Annotated in this window: 25 protein-coding genes; 12 read left to right on the top strand and 13 right to left on the bottom strand. The window is 65.0% G+C overall.

Annotation, left to right across the window (positions count from 1 at the left end):
• Positions 1–83 precede the first annotated feature (83 nt).
• On the top strand, positions 84–3,044 hold the full coding sequence (locus Q0L25_RS06625; RefSeq protein WP_296612678.1) for an L-glutamate gamma-semialdehyde dehydrogenase: 2,961 nt from the start codon (positions 84–86) through the stop codon (positions 3,042–3,044).
• Positions 3,045–3,106: 62 nt separating this feature from the next.
• Here the strand turns inward: Q0L25_RS06625 and Q0L25_RS06620 are convergent, their stop codons facing one another.
• Complete coding sequence (locus tag Q0L25_RS06620) at positions 3,107–3,721, bottom strand: TetR/AcrR family transcriptional regulator (RefSeq protein WP_296612676.1); 615 nt, start codon at positions 3,719–3,721, stop codon at positions 3,107–3,109.
• A 99-nt stretch (positions 3,722–3,820) separates the two neighbouring features.
• On the opposite strand from Q0L25_RS06620, the gene Q0L25_RS06615 reads away from it, so the two are divergent.
• Positions 3,821–4,309: a hypothetical protein gene (locus tag Q0L25_RS06615; RefSeq protein WP_296612674.1), complete on the top strand. Its 489-nt coding sequence runs from the start codon at positions 3,821–3,823 to the stop codon at positions 4,307–4,309.
• A 58-nt stretch (positions 4,310–4,367) separates the two neighbouring features.
• Here Q0L25_RS06615 and Q0L25_RS06610 read toward each other — a convergent pair whose 3' ends face one another.
• Together Q0L25_RS06610 and Q0L25_RS06605 are read right to left on the bottom strand one after the other, a co-directional pair.
• Positions 4,368–5,585, bottom strand: coding sequence for a mechanosensitive ion channel family protein (locus tag Q0L25_RS06610; protein ID WP_296612672.1), 1,218 nt, complete (start codon positions 5,583–5,585; stop codon positions 4,368–4,370).
• Between the two features lie 8 nt (positions 5,586–5,593).
• Entirely contained in the window at positions 5,594–6,595 is a 1,002-nt protein-coding gene (locus tag Q0L25_RS06605; protein ID WP_296612670.1) for a DNA topoisomerase IB, read from the bottom strand.
• 106 nt (positions 6,596–6,701) lie between these two features.
• Between Q0L25_RS06605 and Q0L25_RS06600 the strand changes: the two genes are divergently transcribed.
• Positions 6,702–7,253 (top strand): type 1 glutamine amidotransferase domain-containing protein, encoded by a 552-nt coding sequence (locus Q0L25_RS06600; protein ID WP_296612668.1) that lies wholly within the window; start codon positions 6,702–6,704, stop codon positions 7,251–7,253.
• 115 nt (positions 7,254–7,368) lie between these two features.
• Here Q0L25_RS06600 and Q0L25_RS06595 read toward each other — a convergent pair whose 3' ends face one another.
• From Q0L25_RS06595 to Q0L25_RS06585, 3 genes are read right to left on the bottom strand one after another with little or no spacing between them, the layout of a single operon-like run.
• Complete coding sequence (locus Q0L25_RS06595; RefSeq protein WP_296612666.1) at positions 7,369–8,451, bottom strand: acyltransferase; 1,083 nt, start codon at positions 8,449–8,451, stop codon at positions 7,369–7,371.
• The gene (locus Q0L25_RS06590; RefSeq protein ID WP_296612889.1) at positions 8,448–9,821 is read right to left on the bottom strand and encodes a putative O-glycosylation ligase, exosortase A system-associated; all 1,374 of its coding nucleotides are present in this window, start codon (positions 9,819–9,821) and stop codon (positions 8,448–8,450) included. Before Q0L25_RS06590 ends, Q0L25_RS06595 begins: the two co-directional genes overlap by 4 nt.
• A complete protein-coding gene (locus Q0L25_RS06585) occupies positions 9,821–9,946 on the bottom strand; it encodes a hypothetical protein (protein ID WP_296612664.1) in 126 nt (41 codons plus the stop codon). Before Q0L25_RS06585 ends, Q0L25_RS06590 begins: the two co-directional genes overlap by 1 nt.
• A 127-nt stretch (positions 9,947–10,073) precedes the next feature.
• On the opposite strand from Q0L25_RS06585, the gene Q0L25_RS06580 reads away from it, so the two are divergent.
• Positions 10,074–11,318 carry a TIGR04063 family PEP-CTERM/XrtA system glycosyltransferase gene (locus tag Q0L25_RS06580; protein ID WP_296612887.1) on the top strand — a complete coding sequence of 415 codons (1,245 nt, stop codon included), beginning with the start codon at positions 10,074–10,076 and terminating at the stop codon, positions 11,316–11,318.
• The gene (locus Q0L25_RS06575) at positions 11,288–12,307 is read left to right on the top strand and encodes a hypothetical protein (protein WP_296612662.1); all 1,020 of its coding nucleotides are present in this window, start codon (positions 11,288–11,290) and stop codon (positions 12,305–12,307) included. Before Q0L25_RS06580 ends, Q0L25_RS06575 begins: the two co-directional genes overlap by 31 nt.
• Before the next feature lie 42 nt (positions 12,308–12,349).
• Here Q0L25_RS06575 and Q0L25_RS06570 read toward each other — a convergent pair whose 3' ends face one another.
• Both Q0L25_RS06570 and Q0L25_RS06565 read right to left on the bottom strand, forming a co-directional pair.
• Entirely contained in the window at positions 12,350–12,643 is a 294-nt protein-coding gene (locus tag Q0L25_RS06570; protein ID WP_296612660.1) for a hypothetical protein, read from the bottom strand.
• Positions 12,640–12,822 (bottom strand): hypothetical protein, encoded by a 183-nt coding sequence (locus tag Q0L25_RS06565; RefSeq protein WP_296612659.1) that lies wholly within the window; start codon positions 12,820–12,822, stop codon positions 12,640–12,642. Before Q0L25_RS06565 ends, Q0L25_RS06570 begins: the two co-directional genes overlap by 4 nt.
• 100 nt (positions 12,823–12,922) lie before the next feature.
• Here Q0L25_RS06565 and Q0L25_RS06560 point away from each other — a divergent pair, with 100 nt between their 5' ends.
• The gene (locus tag Q0L25_RS06560) at positions 12,923–13,549 is read left to right on the top strand and encodes a S24 family peptidase (RefSeq protein WP_296612657.1); all 627 of its coding nucleotides are present in this window, start codon (positions 12,923–12,925) and stop codon (positions 13,547–13,549) included.
• 79 nt (positions 13,550–13,628) lie between these two features.
• Here Q0L25_RS06560 and Q0L25_RS06555 read toward each other — a convergent pair whose 3' ends face one another.
• Together Q0L25_RS06555 and Q0L25_RS06550 are read right to left on the bottom strand one after the other, a co-directional pair.
• Positions 13,629–13,895, bottom strand: coding sequence for a hypothetical protein (locus tag Q0L25_RS06555; protein WP_296612656.1), 267 nt, complete (start codon positions 13,893–13,895; stop codon positions 13,629–13,631).
• A 100-nt stretch (positions 13,896–13,995) separates the two neighbouring features.
• A complete protein-coding gene (locus tag Q0L25_RS06550; RefSeq protein ID WP_296612654.1) occupies positions 13,996–14,178 on the bottom strand; it encodes a hypothetical protein in 183 nt (60 codons plus the stop codon).
• A gap of 178 nt (positions 14,179–14,356) precedes the next feature.
• Between Q0L25_RS06550 and Q0L25_RS06545 the strand changes: the two genes are divergently transcribed.
• Together Q0L25_RS06545 and Q0L25_RS06540 are read left to right on the top strand one after the other, a co-directional pair.
• Positions 14,357–14,563: a hypothetical protein gene (locus Q0L25_RS06545; protein ID WP_066593321.1), complete on the top strand. Its 207-nt coding sequence runs from the start codon at positions 14,357–14,359 to the stop codon at positions 14,561–14,563.
• 79 nt (positions 14,564–14,642) lie between these two features.
• Positions 14,643–16,418 (top strand): SLC13 family permease, encoded by a 1,776-nt coding sequence (locus Q0L25_RS06540; RefSeq protein ID WP_296612651.1) that lies wholly within the window; start codon positions 14,643–14,645, stop codon positions 16,416–16,418.
• A 190-nt stretch (positions 16,419–16,608) separates the two neighbouring features.
• On the opposite strand, the gene Q0L25_RS06535 is transcribed toward Q0L25_RS06540, so the two are convergent.
• A complete protein-coding gene (locus Q0L25_RS06535; protein ID WP_296612648.1) occupies positions 16,609–18,033 on the bottom strand; it encodes an aldehyde dehydrogenase family protein in 1,425 nt (474 codons plus the stop codon).
• Positions 18,034–18,155: 122 nt separating this feature from the next.
• On the opposite strand from Q0L25_RS06535, the gene Q0L25_RS06530 reads away from it, so the two are divergent.
• Positions 18,156–19,130 carry a quinone oxidoreductase gene (locus Q0L25_RS06530; RefSeq protein WP_296612647.1) on the top strand — a complete coding sequence of 325 codons (975 nt, stop codon included), beginning with the start codon at positions 18,156–18,158 and terminating at the stop codon, positions 19,128–19,130.
• Between the two features lie 3 nt (positions 19,131–19,133).
• Here the strand turns inward: Q0L25_RS06530 and Q0L25_RS06525 are convergent, their stop codons facing one another.
• Positions 19,134–19,916 (bottom strand): hypothetical protein, encoded by a 783-nt coding sequence (locus tag Q0L25_RS06525; protein ID WP_296612645.1) that lies wholly within the window; start codon positions 19,914–19,916, stop codon positions 19,134–19,136.
• Between the two features lie 218 nt (positions 19,917–20,134).
• Between Q0L25_RS06525 and Q0L25_RS06520 the strand changes: the two genes are divergently transcribed.
• From Q0L25_RS06520 to Q0L25_RS06510, 3 genes are all read left to right on the top strand, one after another.
• Entirely contained in the window at positions 20,135–20,518 is a 384-nt protein-coding gene (locus Q0L25_RS06520; RefSeq protein WP_296612644.1) for a BlaI/MecI/CopY family transcriptional regulator, read from the top strand.
• On the top strand, positions 20,515–22,152 hold the full coding sequence (locus Q0L25_RS06515; protein WP_296612642.1) for a M56 family metallopeptidase: 1,638 nt from the start codon (positions 20,515–20,517) through the stop codon (positions 22,150–22,152). The genes Q0L25_RS06520 and Q0L25_RS06515 overlap by 4 nt, the downstream gene beginning before the upstream one ends.
• A gap of 149 nt (positions 22,153–22,301) precedes the next feature.
• Entirely contained in the window at positions 22,302–24,392 is a 2,091-nt protein-coding gene (locus Q0L25_RS06510; RefSeq protein WP_296612640.1) for a TonB-dependent receptor plug domain-containing protein, read from the top strand.
• A 171-nt stretch (positions 24,393–24,563) separates the two neighbouring features.
• On the opposite strand, the gene glnA is transcribed toward Q0L25_RS06510, so the two are convergent.
• Complete coding sequence (glnA, locus tag Q0L25_RS06505) at positions 24,564–25,976, bottom strand: type I glutamate--ammonia ligase (RefSeq protein ID WP_296612639.1); 1,413 nt, start codon at positions 25,974–25,976, stop codon at positions 24,564–24,566.
• Positions 25,977–26,075: the final 99 nt, after the last annotated feature.

Raw genomic sequence — 26,075 nt, 5'->3', positions numbered from 1 at the left:
GTGTTTTGGCGCTAAGGCCATCGCGCATCCTCTAGGCTCGCCTCGACCCGCGAGGCAAGTCCGACCCGACCGGAAACTGGAAAATGACCGCTGACGCTACGTCCTCCGCCCGCGCTTCCATGGCAAAGCTCTACCGCGCGCCCGAACCCGAAGTTCTAAAACCGCTTTTGGACAGCGCCGCGCTCTCGCCCGACTCGCGCGGACGGGTATTGGGGCATGCCAGCGGACTGCTGGCGGACCTGCGTGCTGCGCAGACACGGGGCTGGGTGAACCAGTTTCTACAGGAATATCGGCTGAATTCATCCGAAGGCGTGGCGCTACTATCGCTGGCCGAGGCGTTCCTGCGCGTGCCCGACCCCGAGACCGCCGATCTGCTGATCGCCGACAAACTGGGCGACGCCGATTGGCGCGCGCATACGGGCGAGTCCAATTCGTCCCTGGTCAACATCGCCACCTGGGGGCTGGTGGTCGGCCGCGCGCTGGTCGGCGAGGGTGAAGGCGGTCCGCTCCGCCGGCTGATCAGCCGTGCCGGAGAACCGTTCGTCCGTCAGGCGGTCGGCGCCGCGATGCGGATGATGGGCGAAATCTTCGTCATGGGCCGCACCATCGCCGAGGCGATGGATCGGATGAAGAAGCCCGAGAACCGGGGCTTTACCGCGAGCTTCGACATGCTCGGCGAAGCGGCGCGGACCGTCGAGGACGCGGCGCGTTATTTCAACGCTTATACCGATGCGATCGACGCGGTCGGCCGCGATCCTGCCGCCGGCCACTCGATCTCGGTCAAGCTGTCGGCGCTCCACCCGCGCTACGAAGTGACGCAATATGATCGCTGCGTGCCCGAACTGACCGCGATGCTCGAAGCGCTTGCCGTGCAGGCGGCGGGCAAGGGGATCGCGTTGACCGTCGATGCCGAAGAGAGCGAGCGACTCGAGATGAGCCTCGATATCATCGGCGCCGTGGCGGCCTTGCCCAGCCTGAAGGGATGGGACGGCTTCGGGATGGCGGTGCAGTCTTATGGCAAGCGCGCGCGGGTGGTGGTCGACTGGGCCAACAATCTCGGCCGCCTGATGAATGTGCGGCTGGTCAAAGGCGCCTATTGGGACAGCGAGATCAAGCGCACCCAGGTCGAGGGGCTGTCGGACTATCCCTTGTTCACGCGCAAGGCGGCGACCGACGTGTCGTACCTAGCGGTGGCGCGCGACATGTTGGCGGCAAAGAATATTCGTCCCGCCTTCGCTAGCCACAATGCTTTGACGGTGGCGACCTTGCTCGAATGGGCGGGCGACAATCGCGATTTCGAATTCCAGCGGCTCCACGGCATGGGCGAGGGGCTGTACGAGCGGTTGGTCCGCGAGCAAGGCTATCATTGCCGCATCTATGCGCCGGTCGGTGGGCATCGCGATCTGCTTGCCTATCTGGTGCGTCGCTTGCTCGAGAACGGGGCGAATTCGAGCTTCGTCCACCAACTGGCCGACGAGCGGCTGACCGAGGCCGAGATCCTGGCCGATCCGGTTGAAAAGATCGCCGCCGTCGGTGGCGCCAGGCATCCGAGCATACCGCTGCCCATCGACTTGTTTGGCGACCGCAAGAATTCGAGCGGAATCGATCTCAGCGATCGCCAGGTGCTGGCGAAGACGGCGGCGAGTGTTGCTGCAATGCCATCGGTGACGGTCGAGAAGGTCGACGTGGCCGCGGCAATCACCCGCGCCCAGGCAGCCTTCCCGGGCTGGTCGGCCATGCCGGTCGACGAGCGGGCCGCGATCCTCGAACGTCTCGCCGACCTGCTCGAGGCCAATCGCGACGAACTGATGGCGATCTGCGTGCAGGAAGCGTTCAAGACCATCCCCGACGCGATCGGCGAGGTGCGCGAGGCGGCCGACTTCTGCCGCTATTATGCGCAACAGGCGCGCTCGGGCCTCCAGTCGATCGAACTCCCCGGACCGACCGGTGAACGCAACACGCTGCACCTCGACGGACGCGGCGTGTGGGCGACGGTCGCGCCGTGGAATTTCCCGTTGGCGATCTTCCTCGGCCAGACCGCGGCCGCGCTGGTCGCGGGCAATAGCGTGGTCGCCAAGCCGGCGCCGCAAACGCCGAAGATCGCCGCGACCGCGGTCAGGCTCGCGCACCAAGCGGGCGTGCCCGAGGATGTGCTGATCCTGGCGCCGGGCGGTCCCGAAGTCGGCGCAGTGCTCACCGCCGATCCGCGGATCATGGGCGTGGCCTTCACCGGTTCGACCGCGACCGCCAAGAAGATCGCCCGCACCCTGCTCGAGGACGATGCCCGTCCGATCGTCCCGCTGATCGCCGAGACCGGCGGGATCAACGCGATGATCGTCGATTCGACCGCTTTGCCCGAACAGGTCGTAATGGATGTGGTCACTTCGTCCTTCCGCTCGGCCGGCCAGCGCTGCTCGGCGCTGCGGCTGCTGCTGGTGCAGGAGGACGTGGCAGATAGCATCATCAAGATGCTCGACGGCGCGATGGACCTGCTCGTGCTCGGCGATCCGGCCGATCCCAGGACCGATATCGGTCCGGTGATCGACCAGGCCGCATATGACAAGTTGATGGCGTATCGCGAAAGCATGAAGGCACGCATCGTCAAGACGGTCGATGCCCCGGCGCGCGGCCTGTTCGTACCGCCGACGCTCATCCGGCTGGACGCTATCGAGGATTTGCAGGCCGAATGGTTCGGCCCGATCCTGCATGTCGCGACTTGGCCGGCGGGCAAGCTCGCCGACACGATCCGCAGAGTGAATGCCAAGGGCTATGGCCTCACCATGGGCCTGCACAGCCGCATCGCGCGGGCCGGCGAGGTGATGGAAGCCGAGGCGCGGGTCGGCAATCTTTACGTCAACCGCTCGATGATCGGAGCGATCGTCGGCTCGCAGCCGTTCGGGGGTGAAGGCCTTTCGGGCACGGGGCCGAAGGCGGGCGGCCCTCATTATCTCTACCGGTTCGTGGCGGAACGCTCAGTCTCGACAGACACGACCTCGGCCGGCGGCAATGCGACGCTGCTCAGCCTCGACGAAGGCGGTATCTGAGGAAGTCTGACGGCCAACCTCCGCGAATCTCGCCGCGGAGGGGGCTTGGCCGACGGGGCTGGTCAGGAGACTTCCTCCGGATCGGCGGCGCCCTCGGCGAGCGGCTTGCCGCCTCGCCGGCGAAGGTCCGCCAGCAGCACGTCGATCGCCCAATTGGCGGCGGTCGCCATGCCGTGCGCGTCCATGTCCCATTGGTCGCGCATCTCGCGCCAGACGAACCCGCTCGACATCAACTGGATGGCGGCGATCGCCCAGGTGCGGTCAGGTTCGGGCAGTTCGTGCACAGCCGGGCCGAACATGCCGCGATAGGCTCGCTCGCGTTCCGCCTTCATTTGGTTGCGCATCGCGCGGCCATCGGCGCTGGCGAGCGCCACCGTCATCGCGGCCGCGTTGCGGTCGAATTTTGCGAATCGCTCTTCCAGTCCGCCGAGCAGGTCGTCCAGCGTATCGGGTACGCGTCCGCCCGGGCTCATCCGCGCCCAGGCCGCGTGGCGCAGCGCGTCCTGATCGGGGAAATAGCGATAGACCGTGCGGCGGGACACCCCGGCGCGCTCGGCAACTGCATCGTGGTTGAGGCGGTCGCCGTCGGCCATCAATCCGATCATCGCGTCTTCGATCAAGGTGCGCGTATGGTTGTTGCTGGAAACGGACTCGCGGGACTTTGCTGGGCCGGACATGTTTCCCCCATAAGCGTGACACAAAAAGTGTCAAACGCATCTTGACACATTTTGTGCCATGCGTATTGAGCGCGCAATACACGAATCAGGGAAACCCATATGCTGTTCCATCTGTCGATCGATGCCGATGACCCGCGCAACGTCGCCAATGTCATTGCCGAATTATGGGGCGGCCAGGCTTTTCCGTTCCCGCCCGTCCTCATGGGCAGTTGGGTTGCGATGGCTGGCGACGACCGCGGCACCACGGTGGAGGTCTATCCGCGCGGGGCCGAGTTGCACGAAGCGCCGGGGGATGCCGACGCGGTCGGACGTATCGGCGACAAGGACCGCCGCACCGCGACCCATTTCGCGATGGCGACGGCACTCGATGTCGACGCCGTGATGGCGATCGCGGCCCGCGAGGGATGGCCGATCAAGTACCGCAAGCGCGGCGGAATATTCGGCGTGCTCGAAATGTGGGTCGAGGGCAGATCGATGATCGAAGTGCTGACGCCCGAAATGCAGCGCGAATATCTCGACGGTCTCACCATCCCGGCCTGGCAGGCGATGCTCGCCAAGGGCCCGCCGGCCGCCGTCGCGCGAGACTAGAGTCCGTTTCAGCAAGCAGATGCGGGCCGGCACCGTCCCAGCGAAGCTAAAAACGGCTTTAGTCGGCGCCGCCCTGGTCGGCGACCGATCGGTCTCCAGAGGAAGGGGGACGTGCGATAGTGTCGTCGCTGCTCTTCGCTTTCTTGCGCCGCGGCCAGGTCACGCTGGTTTGGTCGGCCGGGATTCCGACCTGCGCCGGATAGACCAATGCGATTCCTTCTTCCTGGAAACGCTTGATGATCGCCAGGCCGATCGAATGGCGGGCATCATACATGTCCTGGAAAACTGCGGTGGGAGAATCGAATTCGACATCGAATTCATAGCTCTGCGCGGCGAAGGCGGTGAAGCCGGCGCGGACGAATTTCTGTCCGTGATCCTCGACGATCTGCTTCAAGAGGTGAGGGAGACCTTCCAGCACGTCGATCGGCGTGGTCTGCACGATCCCCAATGTGAAGACGACGCGGCGATATTCGCGCCGCGAATTGTTGATGATCTCGAAATCGAGCAGCTTCTTGTTCCCGATCACGCGCTCTTCGCCATTGGCGCCGCGAATGCGCGTCGACCGCATGCCGATATATTCCACGGTGCCGGCGGACTTGTCGTAGGTGATCGCGTCACCGCGCCGGAACGGCCGGTCGAAGATGATCGCGATCGCCGCGAACAAATCGGCGAAGATGCTTTGTGCCGCGAGACCGATGGCGATGCCGCCGACGCCGAGGCCGGCAACGAGGCCAGTGACGTTCACGCCCAGATTGCCGAGCACCATAACCAGCGCGATCGCGAATAGCGCAAAGGTGACGAACAGGCGAATGAGACCCATCGCGTTGGTCAGCGTCTCGCCGTGATAGTCGCTCGCCGCAGTGCGATGCTCGATCGCGCCGAGAATGATTTCCCGCGCCCAGACCGCGCCTTGGAACACCGCAGCGACGGTGAACAGGAAGCGGACGATCGTCACGATCGGGTAGGGCGCATCGCCGATGCCCGCCACCAACTCCGCAGAGGTCATGACGATAAAGAAATTGCCCGTCTTGGCGATCGCACGGCCGAATACCGTGTACCAACCCGTGCCGCTCTTGTCGCGGTTGCACAGGCGATGACCGAGCGATTTGACGAAGTGCAGGCCGAAGAAGATCACTACGCCAACGGCGACCGCAATCATCACCTGGAGCCAATGCGACGACAGCCAGGCGACGCTGGTGTCCCATATCGCCTGCGCTTGATGCTGCAGATCGTGGGCAGTCAGGTTCGCTGCCTTGGGCATGGCGGTATTGTTCATCGATTCTCTCAGGCTGCCTTGCGGCGTGATGTCGTCTCGCCCGTCAGAAAGGCGATCAGACCGCGTTCGTAACGATCGAGATAGCGGGTCGCGCGCGGCAGATCGAGATTTTCCCGAAAGCTCGTCTGACCGCCCTTGGCGAGCTCGATCAGCGCCGGATGCACATAGGATTTACGCGCGATCGCCGGCGTGTTGCCGAGCGCCTCGGTCACCGGTTCGAGCATGGTCTTGAGCCCGATATCCTGTCCGGCGCTGGCCAAAGCCTCGAACGCGATGACGCTCGCGCCCCAGGTGCGGAAATGCTTGGCGGTGAAGTCGTCGCCAGTCGCCTCGCGGATATAGTCGTTGACGTCGGTCGAGGTGACGCCATGCGGCTGGCCGTCGCCGTTGATATATTGGAACAGCTGCTGCCCAGGCAGGTCCTGGCACTTCTTGACGAAGCGCGCGAGGCTACGGTCGGTGATGACCAGAGTCCGCATCTTGCCCGATTTGGCCCGATAGCACAGCTTCAGCGTCTGGCCGCGGATCTCGGCATGGCGATCGCGCAGCGTCGTCGCCCCGAAGCTCTTGTTCGCTTTGGCATAGCCTTCGTTGCCGACGCGCAGATAGCCGATATCGAGCAGCTTCACGATCGCGGCGACCGTGCGCTCCTTACTGTGGCTGCGCGTGTTCAGGTCGGCCTCCACCCGTGCCCGCAATTTCGGCAGCGCCAGGCCGAACGCAGCGCAGCGATCGTACTTGGCGCTCTCCTGTGCGGCGCGGAAATCGGGGTGGTAGCGATATTGCTTGCGGCCGCGTTCGTCCCAGCCGATCGCCTGGATGTGCCCGTTGGGCTTGGGGCAGAACCAGGCGTCGCGATAGGCCGGCGGCAGGCCGACGGCGTTCAGCCGGTCGATCTCCTCGCGGTCGGTGATGCGATTGCCTTCGGCGTCCCAATAACCCCAGCCATGCCGGACCTTGCGCCGGGTGATTCCTGGCATGCTGTCATCGCAATAGACGATACGGGGCATTTTCCCTCCTTCCGGACGCCTTTCGAAATGCGCGGGTCATCGCTTCGTTCCGGAACGTTGCCGCCGGGCGGGGTGTTGGACGAGCGATTTTGCAAGGAGATTTACCATGGCCGACCTGACCAACGCTCGCGTGCTGATGATCGCCACCGACGGTTTCGAGAATGACGAATTGTTCAAGCCGCGCCAGGCATTGATCGACGCCGGTGCCACGGTGACGCTCGCCTCGATCGCGACCGACCCGATCCAGGGCGAGAAGGCCGGCGAGAAGGCGGACACGATCGTGCCCGACATCATCCTGGGCGATGTCGATACCGAGGAATTCGACGCGCTCGTCATCCCCGGCGGCGTCGCCAATCCCGACAAGATGCGGATGCAGGGAAGGGCGGTGCAGATCGTCGAGGAGTTCATGGACGACGACAAGATCGTCGCGGCGATCTGTCACGGGCCGTGGTTGCTGGTCGAGGCCGACGTGGTCGACGGACGACGGGTGACGAGCTGGCCATCGGTCCGCACCGATCTGGAAAATGCCGGGGCGGACGTCGTCGATGAGCAAGTGGTGGTCGACGGCAAGCTGATCACCAGCCGCAAGCCGGATGACATTCCGGCATTCAACCAGGCGATCATCGAGGCGCTGACCGAAGAGCTGGCGGAGGCGTAAGTCGCGGCAACCAAGTCATGGCCGTCATGCCGGACTTGTTCCGGCATCCAACGTGCGACGACAGAAGGACTCCGTTGTGGAGGGTTGGACCCCGGAACAAGTCCGGGGTGACGAATTAGGCGGTAAGGGCCTCGTCATCGCGCTTGGCTGACGGCACTCGCAGGGCGTTCACCCATTTCTGCGCCGGCCGTTCGACCAGGTGGTACAGCGCGATCGAGCTCGCCAGCACCATCGCTAGGTAAAGCGCGATCAGCATCGGGGGCACGGCGTGTGCGTCACTGACAAAGGCCAGCTTGAACACGACGAACAGCATGAAGTGCGAGAGATAGGTCGCGTAACTGATCTCGCCGAGATAATGGAGCGGCGCCCAGTCGAGCGGATTGGCGCGCATACCTGACGTCAGCGCAAGGCCGAGCAGCAGGGCGGCGAAGGCGAACGGGATGGCGAGTTGTTCGGGCAGACCCGCGGCCCAACCGGTCAGCATTGCGCCGGCAAGGGTGAAAGCGAGGACAGCTGGCACGCGAGGTGCCGCCCGCCAGCGCAGCCACAGAGCGCAAAGCGCACTGCCCGCGGCGAATTCGGTCAGGCAGCGAACGATGCCGAAATGCACGATATTGTGCCCCAGCGTCGGCAGATGCGCGGTCGCCGCCGCCAAGACGAGCAGGAACGCCGCCGTCGCCGCTACGACCAGCCACGTCGGCAAAGTGCGCCAGTCGACCGCGCGGACCAGCAGCGGGAACAGCAGATAGGCGGCAAGCTCGCAACTGATCGACCAGGCCGGATCGTTCCAGGTCAAGGCGTAGGTGAAGCCCCAATTCTGCAGCAGGAAAATGTGCAGCGGCAGTTCGCGGAAAGGGAATTCCGTCGGATCGTGGCGTCCCGCGAGGGCCAGCGCCAGTGCGAGCATGACTGCCCCGGCCAGCACGAAAAGATGCAGCGGCCAGATCCGTGCAACGCGCTTGTGAAGGAACACCGGAACCGCGCGCAAACCCTCGCTGCGGAGGCGGTCGCCCCAGCTCAGCCAGATCACGAACCCGGACAGCAGGAAGAAGAAGTCGACCGCTAGATAACCCTTGGCGAAGACATGCAGCCAGAAGGACGGCAGGCCGTCGATCGTCAGGCGGATGTGGTAGAGCACGACCATCCACGCGGCCACGCCGCGCACACTGGTCAGCGCGCGGAGCTCGGGCCGGGTCATGCCAGCACGGGGTTGGGCGGCGTGTCGGCTGCCGGCTTGGCCCGCTTTATCGGGCGGAAGCTCTCTTCGGCGCGGCGGCGCTTGAGATAGGTGTCGAGCCCGATCTGCGCGCCGATCAGCATGAAGATGAACGGCTGAAACGCGATCGCGACGAAGCAGGCGCCGAGCATGTAGAGCAGCTGGCCGGACTGAAGGGCGCCGGCGAGCGGCGCGACCCAGGCATAGTCCGGGCCGGTTTTCTTGTAGCGCTGGCGGATCACCTCCATCCGGATCAGCCCGCTTAGGCTGATGAACAGCCACATTATGAGGCCGGGCCAGCCCTGTTCGCCCAGCATCTCGAAATAGGCGGAGTGATAGGCGCGCGCCCGGTCGACGGTCAGCGTGGTGTCGAGCTTGGCGTTATCAGCAGTCCCGTCAGCCTTCACGATGTCATAGCGGATCTGGTTCTGGCGGTACATTTCGAAGCCGCCGCCCAGCGGGTGCTGCTTGACGTATTCCCAGGTCCATTTCCAGACCGCGACGCGCGTCGCGGCGGACTCGTCCTGCTGATACGACTTGATCGTGCTCATGCGGTCGGTGAACGACTTGGGCAGGAACGGCACCGCGACCAGCGCAAGCGTGGCGACCACGCCGAGATAGAGGAACTTGCGCTTCGAATCGCGCAGCATCAGCACGCCGAGCAGGCCGATGCAGAGCAGTCCCGTGCGCGTCGATGTACCGATCGGCATCAACAGGCAGGCGAACACCAAAGCGTAGCAGAACAGCTTCCGCTTCCAGTCGTTGGGAAAGATCGTCCCGTATTTCTCCAGCCACAATATCGCCGGGATGATCGCGATCGCGACGGTAGAGATGGTCGACCCCTCGTACAGCCCGGAATTGTTCTCCACCATCAGGTTGAGCGATCCATAGCCGCCGCCGCCCGCCAGCGTCTTGATCCCGCCGACGATGATGATCGACGCCGCCGACAGGATCATGAAGGTCAGCAACGCCTCGATCCTCAGCCGCGTGCGCAGGGTCAGCGGCAGGAAGGCGGCGAAGGCCAGGCACTTCCAGACCCAATCCCATTTATCCAGCGCCTCGACCGGAAAATCGGCACGCATCGTGGTGATTGCGCACCAGGCGAGAAGCAGCACGATCACGACCTGGCGCGGCGCGACCCGGCTGTCCTTCTTGTCGTCGATCAGCGCCCAGGAACCGACCGCCAGCGCCACCGCGATCAGCGAGATCGGCACCGAATTGAGCAGCAGATAGGTCAGCCGCTGCGGCGAGACGATGTCGATATAGCAATAGCTCAGGATGAACAGGAACGGCCGGCGGAACGCCAGCGCGAAGAACATCCCCAGGAATCCGACAAAGGCGAGATCGTGGATCATCGCCGATTGATCTTGCTCGGCGGCTCGGGCCGCTCGTCGTCGAGATCGCGACGGCGCAGCAGGAGGAAGATGGCGAGCATCATCAGGCCATGCGTGATCGCGATCGCGAAATTGTCGATCATGCTACCGTCTTCCAGCCCATCCGAAGCGCACGCCCTGCGACAAGCTCAGGGCGAACGGGTGTAGGATTGGTCCTACCGCCGCCGGGTTGACGCGCCGTTAAACAGTCGCGTGGCATGGAAAATGATCATGCGCATCCTCCACGTCCTCGACCACGGCCTGCCGCTGCAGAGCGGCTATACCTTTCGCACCCGCGCCATCCTGAAGGCGCAGATCGCGCGCGGCTGGGACGTCGCGGCGGTCACGGGGCCACGCCATGGCGAAACCAAGGTCGCTGCCGAGACGGTGGACCGGCTCGATTTCTATCGCACCGATCCGCCCGCGCCGGCACGGAGCCCGATCCGCGAATGGCGCGAAATCGCCGCGCTCGCCGACCGCGTGACGGAGGTCGCCCAGACGTTCCACCCCGACGTGATCCATGCCCATTCGCCGGTGCTCGATGCGATGGCGGCTTTGCGGGCGGGCAAAAGGCTCGGCGTGCCGGTGCTATACGAAATCCGCGCCTTCTGGGAGGACGCGGCGGTCGGCAACGGAACGGGTAGCGGGGGGTCGCTACGCTATCGCGCGACGCGCAGGCTAGAGACGCGGGCGGTGCGCCAGGCTGACGCCGTCGCGGTGATCTGCGAAGGATTGAAAGGCGATTTGATCGACCGCGGCATCGACCCGGCCAAGATCATGGTATCGCCTAACGGCGTCGACCTGACCCTGTTCGGCGAACCGCTGCCGCGCGACGCGGCGCTTGCGGCGGAACTAGGCCTGGCGGCGGATGACGACGTGGTCGGCTTCATCGGCAGCTTCTACGATTATGAGGGGCTCGATGATCTGATCGCAGCGATGCCGGCGCTGGTGGCGAAGCGCCCGGCGGCAAAGCTGTTGCTGGTCGGCGGCGGACCGATGGAACAGGCGTTGCGCGCGCAGGCCGCGGCCTCGCCGGTCTCCGGCGCGATCCGCTTCGTCGGCCGCGTTTCCCATACCGACGTGGAGCGCTATTATAGCCTGGTGGATGTACTCGCTTATCCGCGCAAGAAGATGCGGCTGACCGACCTGGTCACGCCGCTCAAGCCGCTCGAGGCGATGGCGCAGCGTCGCCTGGTCGCGGCGTCCGACGTTGGCGGGCACCGCGAACTGATTCGCGATGGCGATACCGGCACCTTGTTCGCGCCCGACAGCCCGGTGGCGATTGCCGATGCACTGGCCGGATTGTTGGCCGATCGCAGCGGCTGGGAGGCGCGGCGCGCCAGGGCCCGGACTTTTGTGGAGCGCGATCGTAACTGGTCGTCAAACATTTCGCGTTACGCCCCCGTTTACCAAAATATTATCGAAGCTCGGAAAACGGACCTCAAATGGACGCCACCCGCGGTCGCCAGCGCCTGAATTTCCCCTCGCCATTCGCCGCGATTCTGGGTGAAAGCGGGGCGATGCGGTTCGCCGTGCCGCTGGCGCCGGCCATCGCAATGGTGCTGGCCGCGCTCGGCGCCCTGATGTTCCTACTGATGCCGGCAGCGGTGCTCGAGGATCTGGTGATCGATAGCGGTATCGCCTCGCTGATCACCGCTGCGGAACCGCCGCTCGGCGTCACCGCTCATTTCGCCATTGCCTTCATCGTCGCGCTCGTCGTCGGCGGCGTCAGCTGGTTTGGACTGTTTCTGTTGATCGGGACGCGATCGGTCGCGATCGGTCGCGATGCTCGCGAAGATGGTGTTCCGGTTTTGCGCCGCGCCGATGCGCATCCCGATGCGCCGCCGCGCCGACCGGTCTTCGCCAATCGCGACCTCGGCACGCCGTTCCTAGAGGTGACCGCCGACACGCCGCCGCCAATGTCGGCGGCCGACGCCATGGCCTATGTGCCTCCGGCGGTCGAAGAGCGTCCGATTCCGGCCGACCTCGATACTCCGCTCGCCACCTATCGCGGGCCGCTCGATCCGCCGCTGCCCGCCTTCAATCCTCTTCCTATCGGCCGTAGCGAAGCGCCCGCCCCCGAAGCGCCCGCTCCCGAACCGACGCCGATTCGCGGGCCGATGCCTGTTGCTGCACCCGAGCCCGCGGTCGAGCCACGCCCGATCCGTATCGTTGCGGAAGAACCGCCGGCCGTTCCGCCCGCCGACCATCCGGCGCCGCGCTTCGCTTCGCACGAGCGGATCGAGACGTTCGAACTGACGCCGATGGTGCGCTCGTCCGAGACGTCGGCGCCGTTGCCGCCGGCGACGATCCACGATCTGCTCGATCGCCTCGAGCGCGGTGTGGCCAAGCGCAAGGAAGTCGCCGCGCCCGAGCCCGCGGCGCCCGAAGCGGAGGTTCCCGCCGCGGGTTCGCTCGAAGAAACGCTCGGCGTGCTGCGCCAGCTCGCGTCTCGGGTCGGCTGAATTATCGACGCCTTCGCGGAAGCGTGATGCGGGCGCGAGGCGCTAGCTCTCTTCGACGAGCAGGAATTCGACAACCGCTATCCCGCTGCTCCGTTCGACCAAATCGGCACTCGCCACGAAATAGCCGCGCACGTCGAAAGCCGCTTCGGGGAGGCCCGTCAGCCACGTTTCGAACGCCTCGTCCTCCGCGGCCTTGATCTCGATCGTCAGGCGGACGCCGCTGAACAGCGACGAGGACCAATCCCGGCTGCGCACCAACGACACCGCAGCGCCGGATACGTTTTCTGTAGCCGAATCGGTCACTGCCTTGATCAGGTCGCGCTCGACCCGACTCATTGCGCGGCATCCTGCGCAGCGATGAAATCGACGATACGGCTGGCAAGGCGGCGCCCCGGCTCGCGGCCGTTGCGCAGGTCGCCGACCAGACGCGGATCGTTGCAGGCCAGACGGCCGAACCGCGTCGGCGGCATGTTCGACCGCCGCAAAAACTTCTCCACCTCGCGTCCGATATGCATTTGTCTGGCCTCTATTTTCTGCTGCCGAGTCGATAGAAGTTCATGATCTGTTCCAAATTCCAACTTGTCTAGGAAATTTCCTACGACTATGGTGACAATCATGGTTGATGTGCGATCGACGCTGGCGGGATTGGCTGACGAGGCGGGCACCAGCCTGGCCTGGCTGTCGCGCGCGCTCGGCCGCAACGATGCCTATCTACAGCAGTTCGTGAAGCGCGGAACGCCGCGTCGGCTGGATGAGGAGGACCGCCGCTGGCTCGCCGCCTATTTCAACGTCGACGAGCGCGCCTTGGGCGGAACCGCCAGCGGCGACGCGACCATGGTGGCGGTGCGGCGGATTGACGCGGAGGCGCATGCCGGGGCAGGCGGCCTGGTCGAGGATGACCGTAACGGGGGAGAGGAACGGATCGATCCGCGGGTGGCGGCGCGGCTGGGCGTGTCACCGGCTACGCTGACGATGATCACCGCGCATGGCGATTCGATGGAGCCGCTGATCCATGACGGCGATGCTCTGTTCGTCGACATGGCCGATCGCCGTTTGTCCTCGCGCCCAGGCATTTTCGTGCTGCGGCTGGACGGTGCGTTGCTGGTGAAACGCGTCGCCCGGATCGGGCTTGAGGTCCAGGTGACCAGCGACAATCCCGACACGCCGGCCATTGCGCCGGTCCGCGCCGATCGCGTGGCCGTCATCGGCCGCGTCGTGCGGCTGGCGCGGTCGTTACGTTAGATGGGGAGTCCGTAAACGACCGGTATCGGCACGAGGGTTGAACGGCCATAACTGGTGGAAAGCTGGCGTCAGCCGCAAGCTATTCGGAGAATGGCAATGGCATACCATGCTCGTCGAGCGTTCGTTTGTAGTGGTCGAGCAATCCGCGAAGAGCATTCCTGATCTCGTTCACTTCGGCAAAGCCCGGCGCACCGCGACCCACCTCGCGGCACGCCTCATCTGCGATGCGACAGAGGCCGGCGAGCGTATCTCCCTGAATAAGCAGGCCGGGAAAGCGACGACCCGGATGGCGCATTACGGCGGCATTTGTCTGATCCGAAAAAATCTCGACCTGTTCGCTTCGCATGCGCCCTCCTTTAGCAGATAGAGCACTGGTGTCTCACGTTCGCAATTGGGTCGCTTGCCGAGAGGGCGCTTTGTGAGTCTACGACCCAGCCGAAAATCAATTACCTACGCCGGTCGATCAGGAAGACGATGGTCGCGGCGATCGCGCCGCCGGCACCGCCGATCAGCACGCCCAATGTCGTCTGCCCATAAAGCACGCCGGCGACGGCCCCGCCGATCACCCCGAGTGCGAGCAGGCATCCGCCGGCGGCGGGGGCGGTCGATTGCGGCGGATTCGGTCTCATGCGCGCTGCCTGCCATGTTCCAGGATCGGACGCCAGTGTCCCGGCATGGGATGCGTGGGGCAGGTTGCACCATCATGGTGCACAGCGATTTACCACCGCGTCGCGCCGGTTTCCGTCGATTATCGGGTGGTGGCATGCGCCTTGTAAGCTTGGGGCGCTGGCCAGTTCGGAGTATCGCATGCACGTCTATCTCGCTGATCGTTCGTCGGTCGACGCCGCGCAGGAACTGATGGCGACGTTCGGGGACGATGCCGGGTTCGAGGCGGCGGCGCGCGCGGACAAGAGCCGCGATCTCGGCAATCACGTCAACTTCTGCCGCTGGCGCCAGATCGAGCGGCTGATCGTGCTGATGTCGCAAGGCCGCGCAGTGGGTACCGTCCACTAATCCATATCAGAGCGTTTCTGCGGGAGATTGTTTCGGGTTCGTTTGTTTCTGCTCTCAGGAAACCAGCAAACGAGGCCGAATGACCACGCCCCAATATCTGTCGCTCGCCCTTCTCGTTGCGATGATGGCGATGTTCGTCTGGGGCCGTTTCCGCTACGATGTTACCGCGATGCTGGCGCTGCTCGGAGGCCTCGCGCTCGGCATCGTCAAACCGAAAGAGGCGTTCACCGGCTTTTCCGACGACATCGTCATCATCGTCGGCTCGGCACTGGTGATCTCGGCGGCGGTGCAGCGATCGGGTATGGTGGAGCGCGCGCTGAGCCTAATTGCCGGTCGCGTCACCCGGATTCGCACCCAATTGTTCGTGCTGACCGCCTCGGTCGGCGTCACGTCGGCGCTGGTCAAGAATGTTGGCGCGCTGGCGATGCTGATGCCCGCGGCGTTCCAGATGGCGAAGAAGAACAAGGCGTCGCCGTCGGTCTTCCTGATGCCGATGTCGTTCGCCTCGCTGCTCGGCGGGCTGATGACGTTGGTCGGCACCTCGCCCAACATCATCGTCAGCCGGGTGCGGCAGGATATGGTCGGCCAGCCGTTTCGCATGTTCGACTATTTCCCGACCGGCTTCGGCTTGCTGGTGATCGGTCTCATCTTCCTTCGCTTCGGCTATCGTTTGCTGCCGCGCGACCGGCGTGGTGTACCGACCATGGGCGAAGCGCTCGACATCAAGGACTACGTCACCGAAGTCACGATCGGCGAGGGTTCGCCGGCGATCGACGAAACGGTCGACCAGTTCACCGACCGGCATGACGGCGACGTCACCGTCACCAGCGTGATGCGGGCCGGCATGCGCAGCGAGCCGCGGCCGTGGATGACCCTACGCCAAGGAGACACGCTGATTCTGGGCGGCGAGCCCGACGTGCTCGAACGCGTCATCGCCACCAACAAATTCGCGCTGGCGGGCTCAGACCGCGATGTGCCCGAGGATCGCAAGGACGACGAGATCGGCGTGATCGAGGCAGTGATCTCGACCAACTCGCCGTTGATTGGCCGCACCGCGAGCCGGATGCAGTTGCAGCGGCGGCTCGGCATCAACCTGATCGCGGTGTCGCGCGGAGGCGAGCGGCTGACGCATCGCTTGGGCGGGACGGTGTTGCGGGCCGGCGACGTGATCGTGCTTCAGGGACCGTTGAGCTTGCTGCCCGAGCGGTTGCCGGAACTGGGCGCGTTGCCGCTCGCCGAACGGGCGTTGCGGCTCGGTAATTCGGGCAGGGGCCTGCTGCCGGTGATCATCCTGGCCGTGGCGATGATCGCTACCGCGACAGGCTATGTCCCGGTGGCGGTGGCCTTCTTCGCCGCGGCGGCGCTGATCCTGGCGATCGGGGCGCTGCCGCTGGCGGAGGCCTATGACAGCGTCGAGTGGCCGATCCTGGTCATGCTCGGCGCGCTGATCCCGGTCAGCGACACGCTGCGCACCACCGGGGCGTCGCAGATCCTGGCGACATGGCTGGCGCACGTCGCCGCCAGCCTGCCGCCTTGGGGCGCGGTCGCGCTGATCCTGGTCGCGGCGATGGCGGTGACGCCGTTTCTCAACAACGCCGCGACGGTGCTGGTGATGGCGCCGATCGCCGCGGTGTTCGCTCACGATCTCGGCTATCGGCCGGAAGCGTTCCTGATCGCCACCGCGATGGGCGCGGGGTGCGATTTCCTCACCCCGATCGGGCACCAGTGCAACACGTTGGTGTTCGGACCCGGCGGCTACAAGTTCGGCGATTATGCCCGGCTGGGCGCGCCGTTGTCGCTGCTCGTCGTGCTGGTCGGCACGCCGCTGATCCTGATGGTCTGGCCGCTGCATTGAGTGGGAGAAAGCCCCTCCCTGCAAGGGAGGGGTTAGGGGGTGGGTGCGCGCGTCCGCGCGCTCAAAAAGACTCATTTACGGTTTCGCAAAATAGCGTCGGACGAGGCATCGAGCCTCGTCCGACGCTACACCCACCCCTTAATCCCCTCCCTTGCAGGGAGGGGAAATTTTAGGAGGTTCGTCCTATTTCTCAGGCAGGTTCGCCGACGATCGTCTTCAATTCCATGAAGTCGGCGATGCCGTATTTGCCGCCCTCGCGGCCATTGCCCGATTGCTTGTAGCCCCCGAACGGCGTGCCGCCGCCGCCTGACCACGCGTTGATCGTGACAAGGCCCGCGCGCAGTTTCGGCGCGACCTTGGCCGCCTCGGCGGGGTCGCCGGAAATGGTCGCCGATAGGCCGTAAACGGTGTCGTTGGCCATCTCGATCGGGTCGTCCGCATCGGTGTACTTCGTGATCGTCGCGACCGGACCGAACGTCTCTTCGCGATAGATGCGCATGTCCGGCGTGACGTCGGCGAGCAGGGTCGGCTTGACGAAGAAGCCGGCGTTGCGGCCGTCGGGACGGCCGGTACCGCCCGTAACCAGCGTCGCGCCCTCGTCGATCGCCGACTGGATCAGCCCCTGGATCTTCTCATATTGCGCCTTGTTGACCACCGGGCCGATGTGCGCGCCCATCACGGACGCCGCGTCGACCTTGGTCGCTTCCATGATTCCCTTCACCACGTTGGTGGCGTCGGCGACCTGGCTGTCATGGACCAGCAAACGGGTCGGCGCGATGCAGCTCTGGCCGCTGTTCGCCAGCACGCCCGCGATGGTCGGCGGCAGTACTTCCGGCAGATTGGCGCCCTTCAGTACCAGGTTCGGGGCCTTGCCGCCCAGTTCCTGATGGACGCGCTTGACCGTGGGGGCGGCCGCTTGCGCCACCGCGATGCCCGCGCGGGTCGATCCGGTGAAGCTCACCATGTCGACGTCCTTGTGGCTCGACAGCGCCGCACCGACCCCCGGGCCATTGCCGTTGACCAGATTGAATACGCCCGCCGGCACGCCGGCCTTGTCGAGGATTTCTGCCAGGATGATCGCGTTGCCCGGCGCCTCTTCCGAAGGCTTGAGCACCATCGTGTCGCCGGCGGCGAGCGCGGGGGCGACCTTGGCGCAGATCTGGTTGAGCGGCCAGTTCCATGGCGTGATCATCGCCACTACGCCGATCGGCTCGTGGACGACGCGGTTCTTGCCGACGCGCTCCTCGAACTCGAACTCCTTGAGCGCGGCGAGCGTGCCCATGAAATAGCCGAGCCCGGCTGGCGCCTGCGCCATTTGTGCGAAGCCGATCGGTGCGCCCATCTCCTCGCTGGTCGCCGCGGCAAGATCGGGAATACGCGCCTTATATTCCTCGATGATCCGCTCGAGCAGCGCGACCCGCTCGTCGACCGAAGTCTGGGAATAGGTCTTGAACGCCTTCTTCGCGGCAGCGACCGCCTTGTCGACATCGGCCTGCGAGCCCAGCATGATCTCGCTGACCGGCTGTTCCGTCGACGGATCGATCACCTCGTGGCGGGTGCCGCCCTCGCTATCGACCCACTGGCCGTCGATATAATGCTTCAGGTAGCTCTTCATCCTCGCCTCCGCGCTTTTCAAATATCGGGTATGGTGGCCGCTTAAATGGCGCGCCGCAAGGTAGGTTGCAACCCGAAACGAGACTCCCCAGTTGAAGCCTCGTCGCAACGGGAGAACGGGATATGGCACGCGTCGCACAAATCGAGCAGCATGGCGGCCCAGAGGTGATCCAATGGGTCGATGTCGACCTGCCCGATCCCGCCGCCGGCGAGGTGCGAATCCGTTCGACGGCGGTCGGCCTCAACTTCATCGAAATCTATCAGCGCACCGGTCTCTACCCGCTCAAGCTGCCGAGCGGCCTGGGTACCGAGAGCGTCGGCGTCGTCGAAGCGCTGGGTGAGGGCGTGACCGATTTTGCGGTCGGCGACCGGGTCGGGACGACCGGCCCGACGATCGGCAGTTACGCCACGCATCGTAACCTGCCGGCCGAATCTCTGGTCAAACTGCCCGACAGCGTGGATGATCGCACCGCGGCGGCGATCCTGCTCAAGGGCGGGACGACCGAATTCCTGATCGAGCGCTGTGCCAAAGTGCAGCCCGGTTGGACCGTGCTGGTCCATGCCGCGGCGGGCGGCGTCGGTCATCTGGCGGTCGGCTGGCTCAAGGCAATCGGTGCGACCGTGATCGGCACCGTCGGGTCGCCCGACAAGGCCGAACGCGCGCGGCGCGCCGGCGCCGACCATGTCATCCAGTATCGCGAGCACGACATTGCCGAGCGCGTGCGCGAGATAACGCAGGGCCGCGGCGTGGACGTCTCGCTCGACGGCGTCGGCGCCGCGACATGGGACGCCTCGCTCAAATCCGTCAAAAGGCGCGGGCTCATCGTCAGCTACGGCAACGCCAGCGGCCCGGTGACCGGCGTCGCGCTCGGTCAACTCAGCACCAGCGGCTCGCTGTTCGTCACGCGGCCGACGATGTTTCACTATTACGCGACGAAAGAAGAGCGCGAGGCCGGTTTTGCCCGCGTCTTCGAGATGCTGGCCAAGGGTGCGATCAGCCCGGAGATCGGCCAGACCTTCGCGCTGGAGGATGCCGCCGAAGCGCATCGCCAGCTGGAGGCCGGCAAGACCGAAGGTGCATCGGTGCTACTGCCCTGAGCGTCACTGGTCGGGCTGCGGCGGTCCGCTTTCGCTTTTATCGCCCTTTCCCGGCTTGAGTGTGAAGTCGATCCGGATTTTCACCCAGGCCCCGACCAGTACCTTGCCCCCGCGGCGCGGCGGGCGAACGAGGAACTGCCACGCCGCCTCGCGCATCGCGCGTGCGAGACCCGAGCCGGCCGGCGATTCGCCCAGCGAGCGGCAATTCTCGACATGGAATTTGGGCACCGTCTGGCAGGCGATCAACGCCCAGCTATTGGGTGGCGCGCCCTTCGACAGATAGCCGTTGAGCTCGGCGTTGCTCGGCTCGCGATACCATTCGGCATTGTACAGCGGCTGGCCGCCCGGCCCTTCGCCTGGACCGTAAGCCAGCTTGCTGTCGGCTCCCGCCTCCGCGCCATCGTCGTTGCTGGCGCTCGATTTCAACTTGCTGATGTCGCTGGCACCGAGCTGGATCGGCAGCACGCCGGGGAGCGTCGAGGGCGGGGTCGGAACCTTGGGCGGCGTAATAACGGGCGGCATCGGCGGTATCGGCGTGGTCTTGCCGGACGCCTGCTTGGCCGCGGCATGCGCCTTGGCGCGATGCTCGGGCGCGGTCGCCGCTTCCTTCTCCGATGGCGCGAAGCTGAAACTCGTCGCGCGCCGCGGTTCGGGTTTGGAGCCCGGAATGAAGTGCGGGCCGAAGAGCACCAGTACCAGGATCAACAGCGCTTCGACGACGAGCGCGAGCACGAACGAGACGGTGCGGCGGCGGTCGGGCAAAGCGAAGGGCAGGGACAGCCGCATTGGCGAGCCGCCTAGGAGCGCAAATCTTCCGCGGCAACGGCTGATCGCTCGGTTCGTCGCATTCCCAGGTGCAGATCGGGTAATGGGAACCAGCTTTGGGTGCTCACTGACAGGTGAAATACAGGCGCCCCCCGCCAGCGATCGGATTTTCTACGATTTTCCCGCTTGCAGTTGCGCTACAAATGTAGCACGCTACAAATGTAGCCAAGAGGTGAGTCATGCTTCCGCAATTACCGCCACGCGAACGTCAGATCGTCGATCTGCTCTATCAAGGCGGCGCACGCACCGTGTCCGACATCTGTGCTGCGCTGCCGGATCCCCTGACCGGTTCGGCGGTTCGCGCCATGCTCAAACGGCTCGAGGACAAGGGTTTCGTCTGTCGCGAAGACAGCGACCGCGGCTATGTCTATTCGCCGACCGTCCCCGACAATCAGGCGCGCCGAACCGCGCTTAGCCAGATCGTGCGGACCTTCTTCAAGGGATCGCCTGTCAGCGCGGCCAGCGCCCTGGTTGGCATGGCGGAAGAACTCGACACGAAAGAGCTCGACGAGCTCGAAGCGGCGATCGCGCGCGCTCGCAAGGCACGGGAGGGCGGGAAATGACGATGATCCTGCTACTCCTGGCGCTCAAGTCGTTGCTCGTGGCCGCGGTAACGCTCGGCTTGCTGCGGCTAACCCGAACGCGATCGGCGGCTGAACGCTCGACCATCGCGCATCTCGGACTGTTCGCGCTCGTCGCCTTGCCGCTCGCCAGCCTCGCGCTGCCAGCGCTGGATGTGCCGCTGCCCGCGCCGATCGCTCGGATGGCAACGGTCGATCGCGTCGAACGATCTGCAACGCCGTTGCCCGCAAGCGACGAGGTGGCGCCGACAGCCACTGTCGCATCGCCGGCAGAGACCGCCGAGCCCGTTTGGGCTGGCGCGTTGTCCGGCGCGGCGCGATACGCCTTCCTCCTTCCCACGCTCGTCCTGCTGGCGCTGACGCTCGCCGCCTTGCTGCGCCTGATCGGGTTGCGCGCCCGCGCCGACGTACTGGTCGACCCCGACTGGCTGAGCGCGCTGGCCCGCGCGCAACGGCGCATGGGCTTCAAGAACGGCACCGCCTTGCTCTGGAGCGACGAGCTCGGTTCGCCGGTCAGCTGGGGCCTGATGCGCCCGGTCATCCTGCTCAACAACGCTGCGGTGGCCGCGCCGGAACAGGCCGAGGCGATCATCGCGCATGAACTCGCCCATGTCGTCCATCTCGATTGGGCGAAGCTGATCCTGGCCCGGGTCGCCACCGCGACCTTCTGGTTCAACCCCCTGGCCTGGGTGTTGGCGCGCGAGGCGCACCAGTTGCGCGAGGAGTCTGCCGACGACGCGGTGCTCGCGGCGAACATTGCCGGCCCAGATTATGCCGAGTTGCTGATCGGCGTCGCGCGCCATCAATGCCGCGGTGCCTTGCTCGGCGCGCACGGCGTCGCGCCGTCGAAGAGCTCGCTCGGTCGCCGCGTCCGCCGCGTGCTCGATCAGAGCCCGGCACGCGGCCCTTCCGGACGGTCGTGGGTCGCCGGCTTCGCGACCGGCATGGCCAGCATGGCGGTGCCGCTGGCGGCGGTGACGTTCGTGCCCAGCCATAATGCGCTCGCCACCATCCAAGCACCGCAGGCCGGACTGCATTCGGCCGCGGACGCATCGACGGGCGGTTTGTCGACTATGACCGGCGGTACGGCGTCGCGGCCGACGGTTGCTGCGGCTGTTCCGAATGCCGCGGGCGCAAGCTTTGCGCCGACATCCTCGACGATCGCGGCGGGACAGGATCAGTCTGCCGGAACCTTGGACCGCTCGGACGATGGCGATGAGGGCGACGTTCAGCGCGCGCTGGGCATCAGCGGCGAATATCGCCGCGGCATGGCCGAGGCCGGTTTTCCCAATCTGTCGAACGACCAACTGGCGGAAGCGCGCGCCGGCGGCGTATCTCCGCAATATGCACGCGACATGCGCGCGACCGGCATGTCGCTCAGCCTCGACGACCTGGTCGAGGCGCGCAACATGGGCCTGAGCGCCGCCTATATCGCGGCGATGCGCGGGTTCGGGATCAAGGGCGATCTGGGCGACTACCAGGGTATGCGCTCGGTCGGCGTCACCGCCAACTTCGTTCGCAAGCTGAGAGCGCGGGGCAACAAGACCACCGATCCGGATGAGTTGACGTCGCTGAGAGCAGTGAACGGCAATCCGGACTCTGATCCCGATCCCTGAGCTCTAGCGGCCAGCACCTACTACCAGCAGAGAATTCGTAACGCCCCCTGAGGGGTGACCGATACCGCGCGCCGACTTCCTACGCTCTCGCCCGCAACCCCGCGGCGCGGACCGACGGCGCGCGTCCCCGACACATGAAGGAGTAGATCATGTCCGTCCACCTGCAGCGCACCGCTGGCCTACTAGCGCTGGCGACCGGCCTGTGCGCCCCGACCGCCGCCTTGGCCGGCCAGGACGCGCCGGCCGCGTCGGCGGGAGCCGATACCGCCGCCAAGGATGCCAACGTTTTCACCCCTGACTTCTTCGCCCGGTTTGCACCACAGACCGCCTATGACATGCTGTCGCAGGTCCCCGGCTTCACGATCCGCGCCGCCGACGATACGCGCGGCCTGGGCCAGGCGTCAGAGAACGTGCTGATCAACGGCCAGCGCGTGACCGACAAATCGGGCGGCGCGGCGGCGCAATTGAAGCGGATATCGGCCAGCGAGGTTCTGCGTATCGAGATCAGGGAAGCCGCCTCGTTCGGCATCGCCGGCTTGACCGGCCAGGTCGCCAATGTGGTCCTCAACACCAATCGCAAGGGCAGCGGCAATTTCAGCTGGAGTCCGCAGGTCCGCGCGCACTATGCCGAGCCGCGCTGGTTCGCGGGGTCGATCAGCTATAACGGTTCGGCCGGCGGCCTGGACTATACGCTGTCACTGGAGAACAAGCCCTCTCGCGGCGCGCTCGGCGGCAACGACTATCGCATCCTGTCGCCGACCGGCGCGCTGCTCGAGCACCGCGACCAGGTAAATTGGTCGAGCAACGACGACGCCAAGCTGTCCGCGATCCTGAAATATACCGCCAAGGACGGGATCCTGGCCAACCTCACCTTGAGCTACGATCCCTATTGGCAGCGCGGCGCCAACGATCAGCGCCGCATCCGAACCGACGGCAATGACGCCATGTGGATCAGCCTCAATCACACCTGGGGCTATCGCTACGACGTGAACGGCGACCTATCGCTGCCGCTGGGCGGGGGGCGGCTCAAGATCATCGGCCTGCGGCATTTCGAGCACGCTCCCGCCTTCACCGATCAACGCATCGATTATGACAGCGGCGCGCCGAGTGAGGGCCTGCGCTACGGCCAGGACGCTAGAATCGGCGAGACGATCGGCCGGGTCGAATATCATTGGAAAGGCGGGCCGAACGACTGGACGATTTCGTTAGAGCGCGCCGACAATCGCTACGAACAACTCAGCACGCTGGCAAACCTTCAACCCGATGGCAGCTATGTCTCCATTCCCTATCCGCAAGGCAGCGGCATCGTCGCCGAAACGCGCTATGAAGGGCTGGCCACGCTGAGCCGCTCGCTATCGCCCAAGCTCGATCTGCAGGTTGCCGGGGGCGCCGAATATTCCGAGCTGGGCGAACGCGGTACCGGCGAAAAGCCGCGGCGTTTCTTCCGCCCAAAGGGCAGCCTGTTGCTGGCGTGGCGGCCGGCACGCGGCTGGGACGCCAGCCTCAAGCTCGAACGCAGGGTCGGCCAGATCAGCTTTTCGGATTTCCTTGCCAACCAGGACGTCACCAACGATCGCGGCAACGACGCCAACCCCAATCTCGTCCCGCCGCAAAGCTGGGAAGCGACCGCGGAAATCGCGCGCAACTTCGGCCGCTGGGGCAAGACGCGGCTGAAATTCTACCATTATCGGATCGAGGACATTGTCGACCATATTCCGGTCGGGATCGACGGCGATGCGGTCGGCAACCTACCTCGGGCGACCCGCACCGGGATCGAGAGCATCAGCACGATCCAGTTCGATCCGATCGGCTGGAAGGGCGCGAAGCTCGACGCCGATATCGGTATCGAACGTGCCCGCGTCCGCGACCCGCTGAGTGGATCGCCGCGCGTGATCAGCAACACGCATGATCGCTGGGCGCAGCTGACCTTGCGACACGACGTGCCCGGTACGCAATTCGCCTGGGGCGGTGAGCTGTCGTTCGACCATTACAGCCCGGTCTATTATCTCGACGAGGTCAACCAGCAATGGGAAGGCCCCTATGTCAGCGCCTTTGTCGAAGTGAAGAACGTGCGCGGGATGAAGGTCAATTTCCAGGTCTTCAACCTCAATGACGGCCATGTCCGCTATTGGCGCGACGTCTATTCCGGCCGGCGCAACGCCGCGCCGCTCGCGTTTTTGGAGCGCCAGCATCAGCGGGTCGGGCCGATCTTCACGTTGACGATCAGCGGGACGTTTTGAGATTGGCCGTGGATCGATCTCGATCATAAAAAAAGGGCGCCGGGATTGCCCCTGGCGCCCTTCTTTCCTGGTCCCGCCGCGGCAAAGCCGCGTCGTCGGTCCTCGCGGTGCGAGGCCGACCGACAGCGCGTATGCGAGCTGCGCTCGCACCAGCGCGGTCGTGGCCGCGCTTTACGCGCTGTAGTACATATCGAACTCGACCGGGCTCGGGGTCATCTCGAACCGCGCGACGTCGGCGCGCTTGATCTCGATATAGGCCTCGATCTGGTCCTTCGAGAACACGTCGCCCTTGAGCAGGAAGTCCATATCGGCTTCCAGGCTGTCGAGCGCTTCGCGCAGCGATCCGCATACGGTCGGCACTTCGGCGAGTTCGGCCGGCGGCAGATCGTACAGGTTCTTGTCCATCGCATCGCCCGGGTGGAGCTTGTTCTGGATGCCGTCGAGGCCGGCCATGAACAAAGCCGCATAAGCGAGGTACGGATTGGCCATCGCGTCGGGGAAACGAACTTCGACGCGCTTGGCCTTGGCGCCCGTGCCGTACGGGATGCGGCACGACGCCGAGCGGTTGCGCGACGAATAGGCCAGCAGCACCGGCGCTTCATAGCCCGGCACCAGCCGCTTGTAGCTGTTGGTGGTCGGGTTGGTGAAGGCGTTCAGCGCCTTGGCATGCTTGATGATGCCGCCGATGAAATAGAGGCACATGTCGCTCAGGCCTGCATAGCCGTTGCCAGCGAACAGCGGCTCCTTGCCGTTCCAGATCGACAAGTGCGTGTGCATGCCCGAACCGTTATCTTCCTTGATCGGCTTGGGCATGAAGGTCGCCGACTTGCCATAGGCATTGGCGACCTGATGCACGACGTACTTGTAGATCTGCATGCGGTCGGCGGTCTGGGTCAGCGTGCCGAAGGTGAGGCCCAATTCGTGCTGCGACGCCGCCACTTCGTGGTGATGCTTGTCGCACGGCAGGCCCATTTCCAGCATGGTCGAGACCATCTCGCCGCGGATATCGACCGCGGAATCGACCGGCGCGACGGGGAAGTAGCCGCCCTTGGCGCGCGGACGGTGGCCGAGATTGCCGCCTTCATATTCGCGGCCGGTATTGGTCGGCAGCTCGATATCGTCGATCTTGTAGTAAGACGTCGAATAACTCGTTTCGAACTGCACGTTGTCGAACATGAAGAACTCGGCCTCGGGGCCGACATAGACGGTGTCGCCGATGCCCGTGGTCTTGAGATAGGCCTCGGCGCGCTTGGCGGTCGAGCGCGGGTCGCGAGCATAAAGCTCGCCGGTCGACGGTTCGACGATGTCGCAGACCAGGATCAGCATCGGCGTCGCCGAGAACGGATCGACATAGATGGCGTCGAGATCCGGCTTCAGGATCATGTCCGACTCGTTGATCGCCTTCCAGCCTTCGATCGACGATCCGTCGAACATGAAGCCGTCGGTCAACTCGTCCTCGCCGACCACCGACGACACCATGGTCAAATGCTGCCACTTGCCCTTCGGGTCGGTGAAGCGGAGGTCGACCCATTCGATCTCCTCGTCCTTGATCTTCTTCAGAACGTCACTGGCTGTCGTCGCCATAACCCCAGACCCTTTCTCTTTCGGTCGTAAATCCGGCGAACCGGAGAATCATGTTGCTCGTGTGTGCGCCCTGCTGTCACATTATGTTGCAGTGCGTCA

Origin of the sequence: Sphingomonas sp. (assembly GCF_024508665.1) — a bacterium.
GTDB lineage: Bacteria > Pseudomonadota > Alphaproteobacteria > Sphingomonadales > Sphingomonadaceae > Sphingomonas.
Note: the sequence above shows the minus strand (reverse complement) of the source record. Positions and strands in the feature narration are given on the sequence as shown.

Coding starts and splice junctions, on each gene's coding strand:
- Q0L25_RS06560 (WP_296612657.1), top strand. CDS start 12,923: ATGGTTGATGTGCGATCGACGCTGGCGGGATTGGCTGACGAGGCGGGC.
- Q0L25_RS06525 (WP_296612645.1), bottom strand. CDS start 19,916: ATGCGGCTGTCCCTGCCCTTCGCTTTGCCCGACCGCCGCCGCACCGTC.
- Q0L25_RS06605 (WP_296612670.1), bottom strand. CDS start 6,595: ATGCCCCGTATCGTCTATTGCGATGACAGCATGCCAGGAATCACCCGG.
- Q0L25_RS06580 (WP_296612887.1), top strand. CDS start 10,074: ATGCGCATCCTCCACGTCCTCGACCACGGCCTGCCGCTGCAGAGCGGC.
- Q0L25_RS06545 (WP_066593321.1), top strand. CDS start 14,357: ATGCACGTCTATCTCGCTGATCGTTCGTCGGTCGACGCCGCGCAGGAA.
- Q0L25_RS06555 (WP_296612656.1), bottom strand. CDS start 13,895: ATGCGAAGCGAACAGGTCGAGATTTTTTCGGATCAGACAAATGCCGCC.
- Q0L25_RS06625 (WP_296612678.1), top strand. CDS start 84: ATGACCGCTGACGCTACGTCCTCCGCCCGCGCTTCCATGGCAAAGCTC.
- Q0L25_RS06615 (WP_296612674.1), top strand. CDS start 3,821: ATGCTGTTCCATCTGTCGATCGATGCCGATGACCCGCGCAACGTCGCC.
- glnA (WP_296612639.1), bottom strand. CDS start 25,976: ATGGCGACGACAGCCAGTGACGTTCTGAAGAAGATCAAGGACGAGGAG.
- Q0L25_RS06575 (WP_296612662.1), top strand. CDS start 11,288: ATGGACGCCACCCGCGGTCGCCAGCGCCTGAATTTCCCCTCGCCATTC.
- Q0L25_RS06585 (WP_296612664.1), bottom strand. CDS start 9,946: ATGATCGACAATTTCGCGATCGCGATCACGCATGGCCTGATGATGCTC.
- Q0L25_RS06620 (WP_296612676.1), bottom strand. CDS start 3,721: ATGTCCGGCCCAGCAAAGTCCCGCGAGTCCGTTTCCAGCAACAACCAT.
- Q0L25_RS06570 (WP_296612660.1), bottom strand. CDS start 12,643: ATGAGTCGGGTCGAGCGCGACCTGATCAAGGCAGTGACCGATTCGGCT.
- Q0L25_RS06540 (WP_296612651.1), top strand. CDS start 14,643: ATGACCACGCCCCAATATCTGTCGCTCGCCCTTCTCGTTGCGATGATG.
- Q0L25_RS06550 (WP_296612654.1), bottom strand. CDS start 14,178: ATGAGACCGAATCCGCCGCAATCGACCGCCCCCGCCGCCGGCGGATGC.
- Q0L25_RS06600 (WP_296612668.1), top strand. CDS start 6,702: ATGGCCGACCTGACCAACGCTCGCGTGCTGATGATCGCCACCGACGGT.
- Q0L25_RS06535 (WP_296612648.1), bottom strand. CDS start 18,033: ATGAAGAGCTACCTGAAGCATTATATCGACGGCCAGTGGGTCGATAGC.
- Q0L25_RS06595 (WP_296612666.1), bottom strand. CDS start 8,451: ATGACCCGGCCCGAGCTCCGCGCGCTGACCAGTGTGCGCGGCGTGGCC.
- Q0L25_RS06520 (WP_296612644.1), top strand. CDS start 20,135: ATGCTTCCGCAATTACCGCCACGCGAACGTCAGATCGTCGATCTGCTC.
- Q0L25_RS06565 (WP_296612659.1), bottom strand. CDS start 12,822: ATGCATATCGGACGCGAGGTGGAGAAGTTTTTGCGGCGGTCGAACATG.
- Q0L25_RS06510 (WP_296612640.1), top strand. CDS start 22,302: ATGTCCGTCCACCTGCAGCGCACCGCTGGCCTACTAGCGCTGGCGACC.
- Q0L25_RS06515 (WP_296612642.1), top strand. CDS start 20,515: ATGACGATGATCCTGCTACTCCTGGCGCTCAAGTCGTTGCTCGTGGCC.
- Q0L25_RS06610 (WP_296612672.1), bottom strand. CDS start 5,585: ATGAACAATACCGCCATGCCCAAGGCAGCGAACCTGACTGCCCACGAT.
- Q0L25_RS06530 (WP_296612647.1), top strand. CDS start 18,156: ATGGCACGCGTCGCACAAATCGAGCAGCATGGCGGCCCAGAGGTGATC.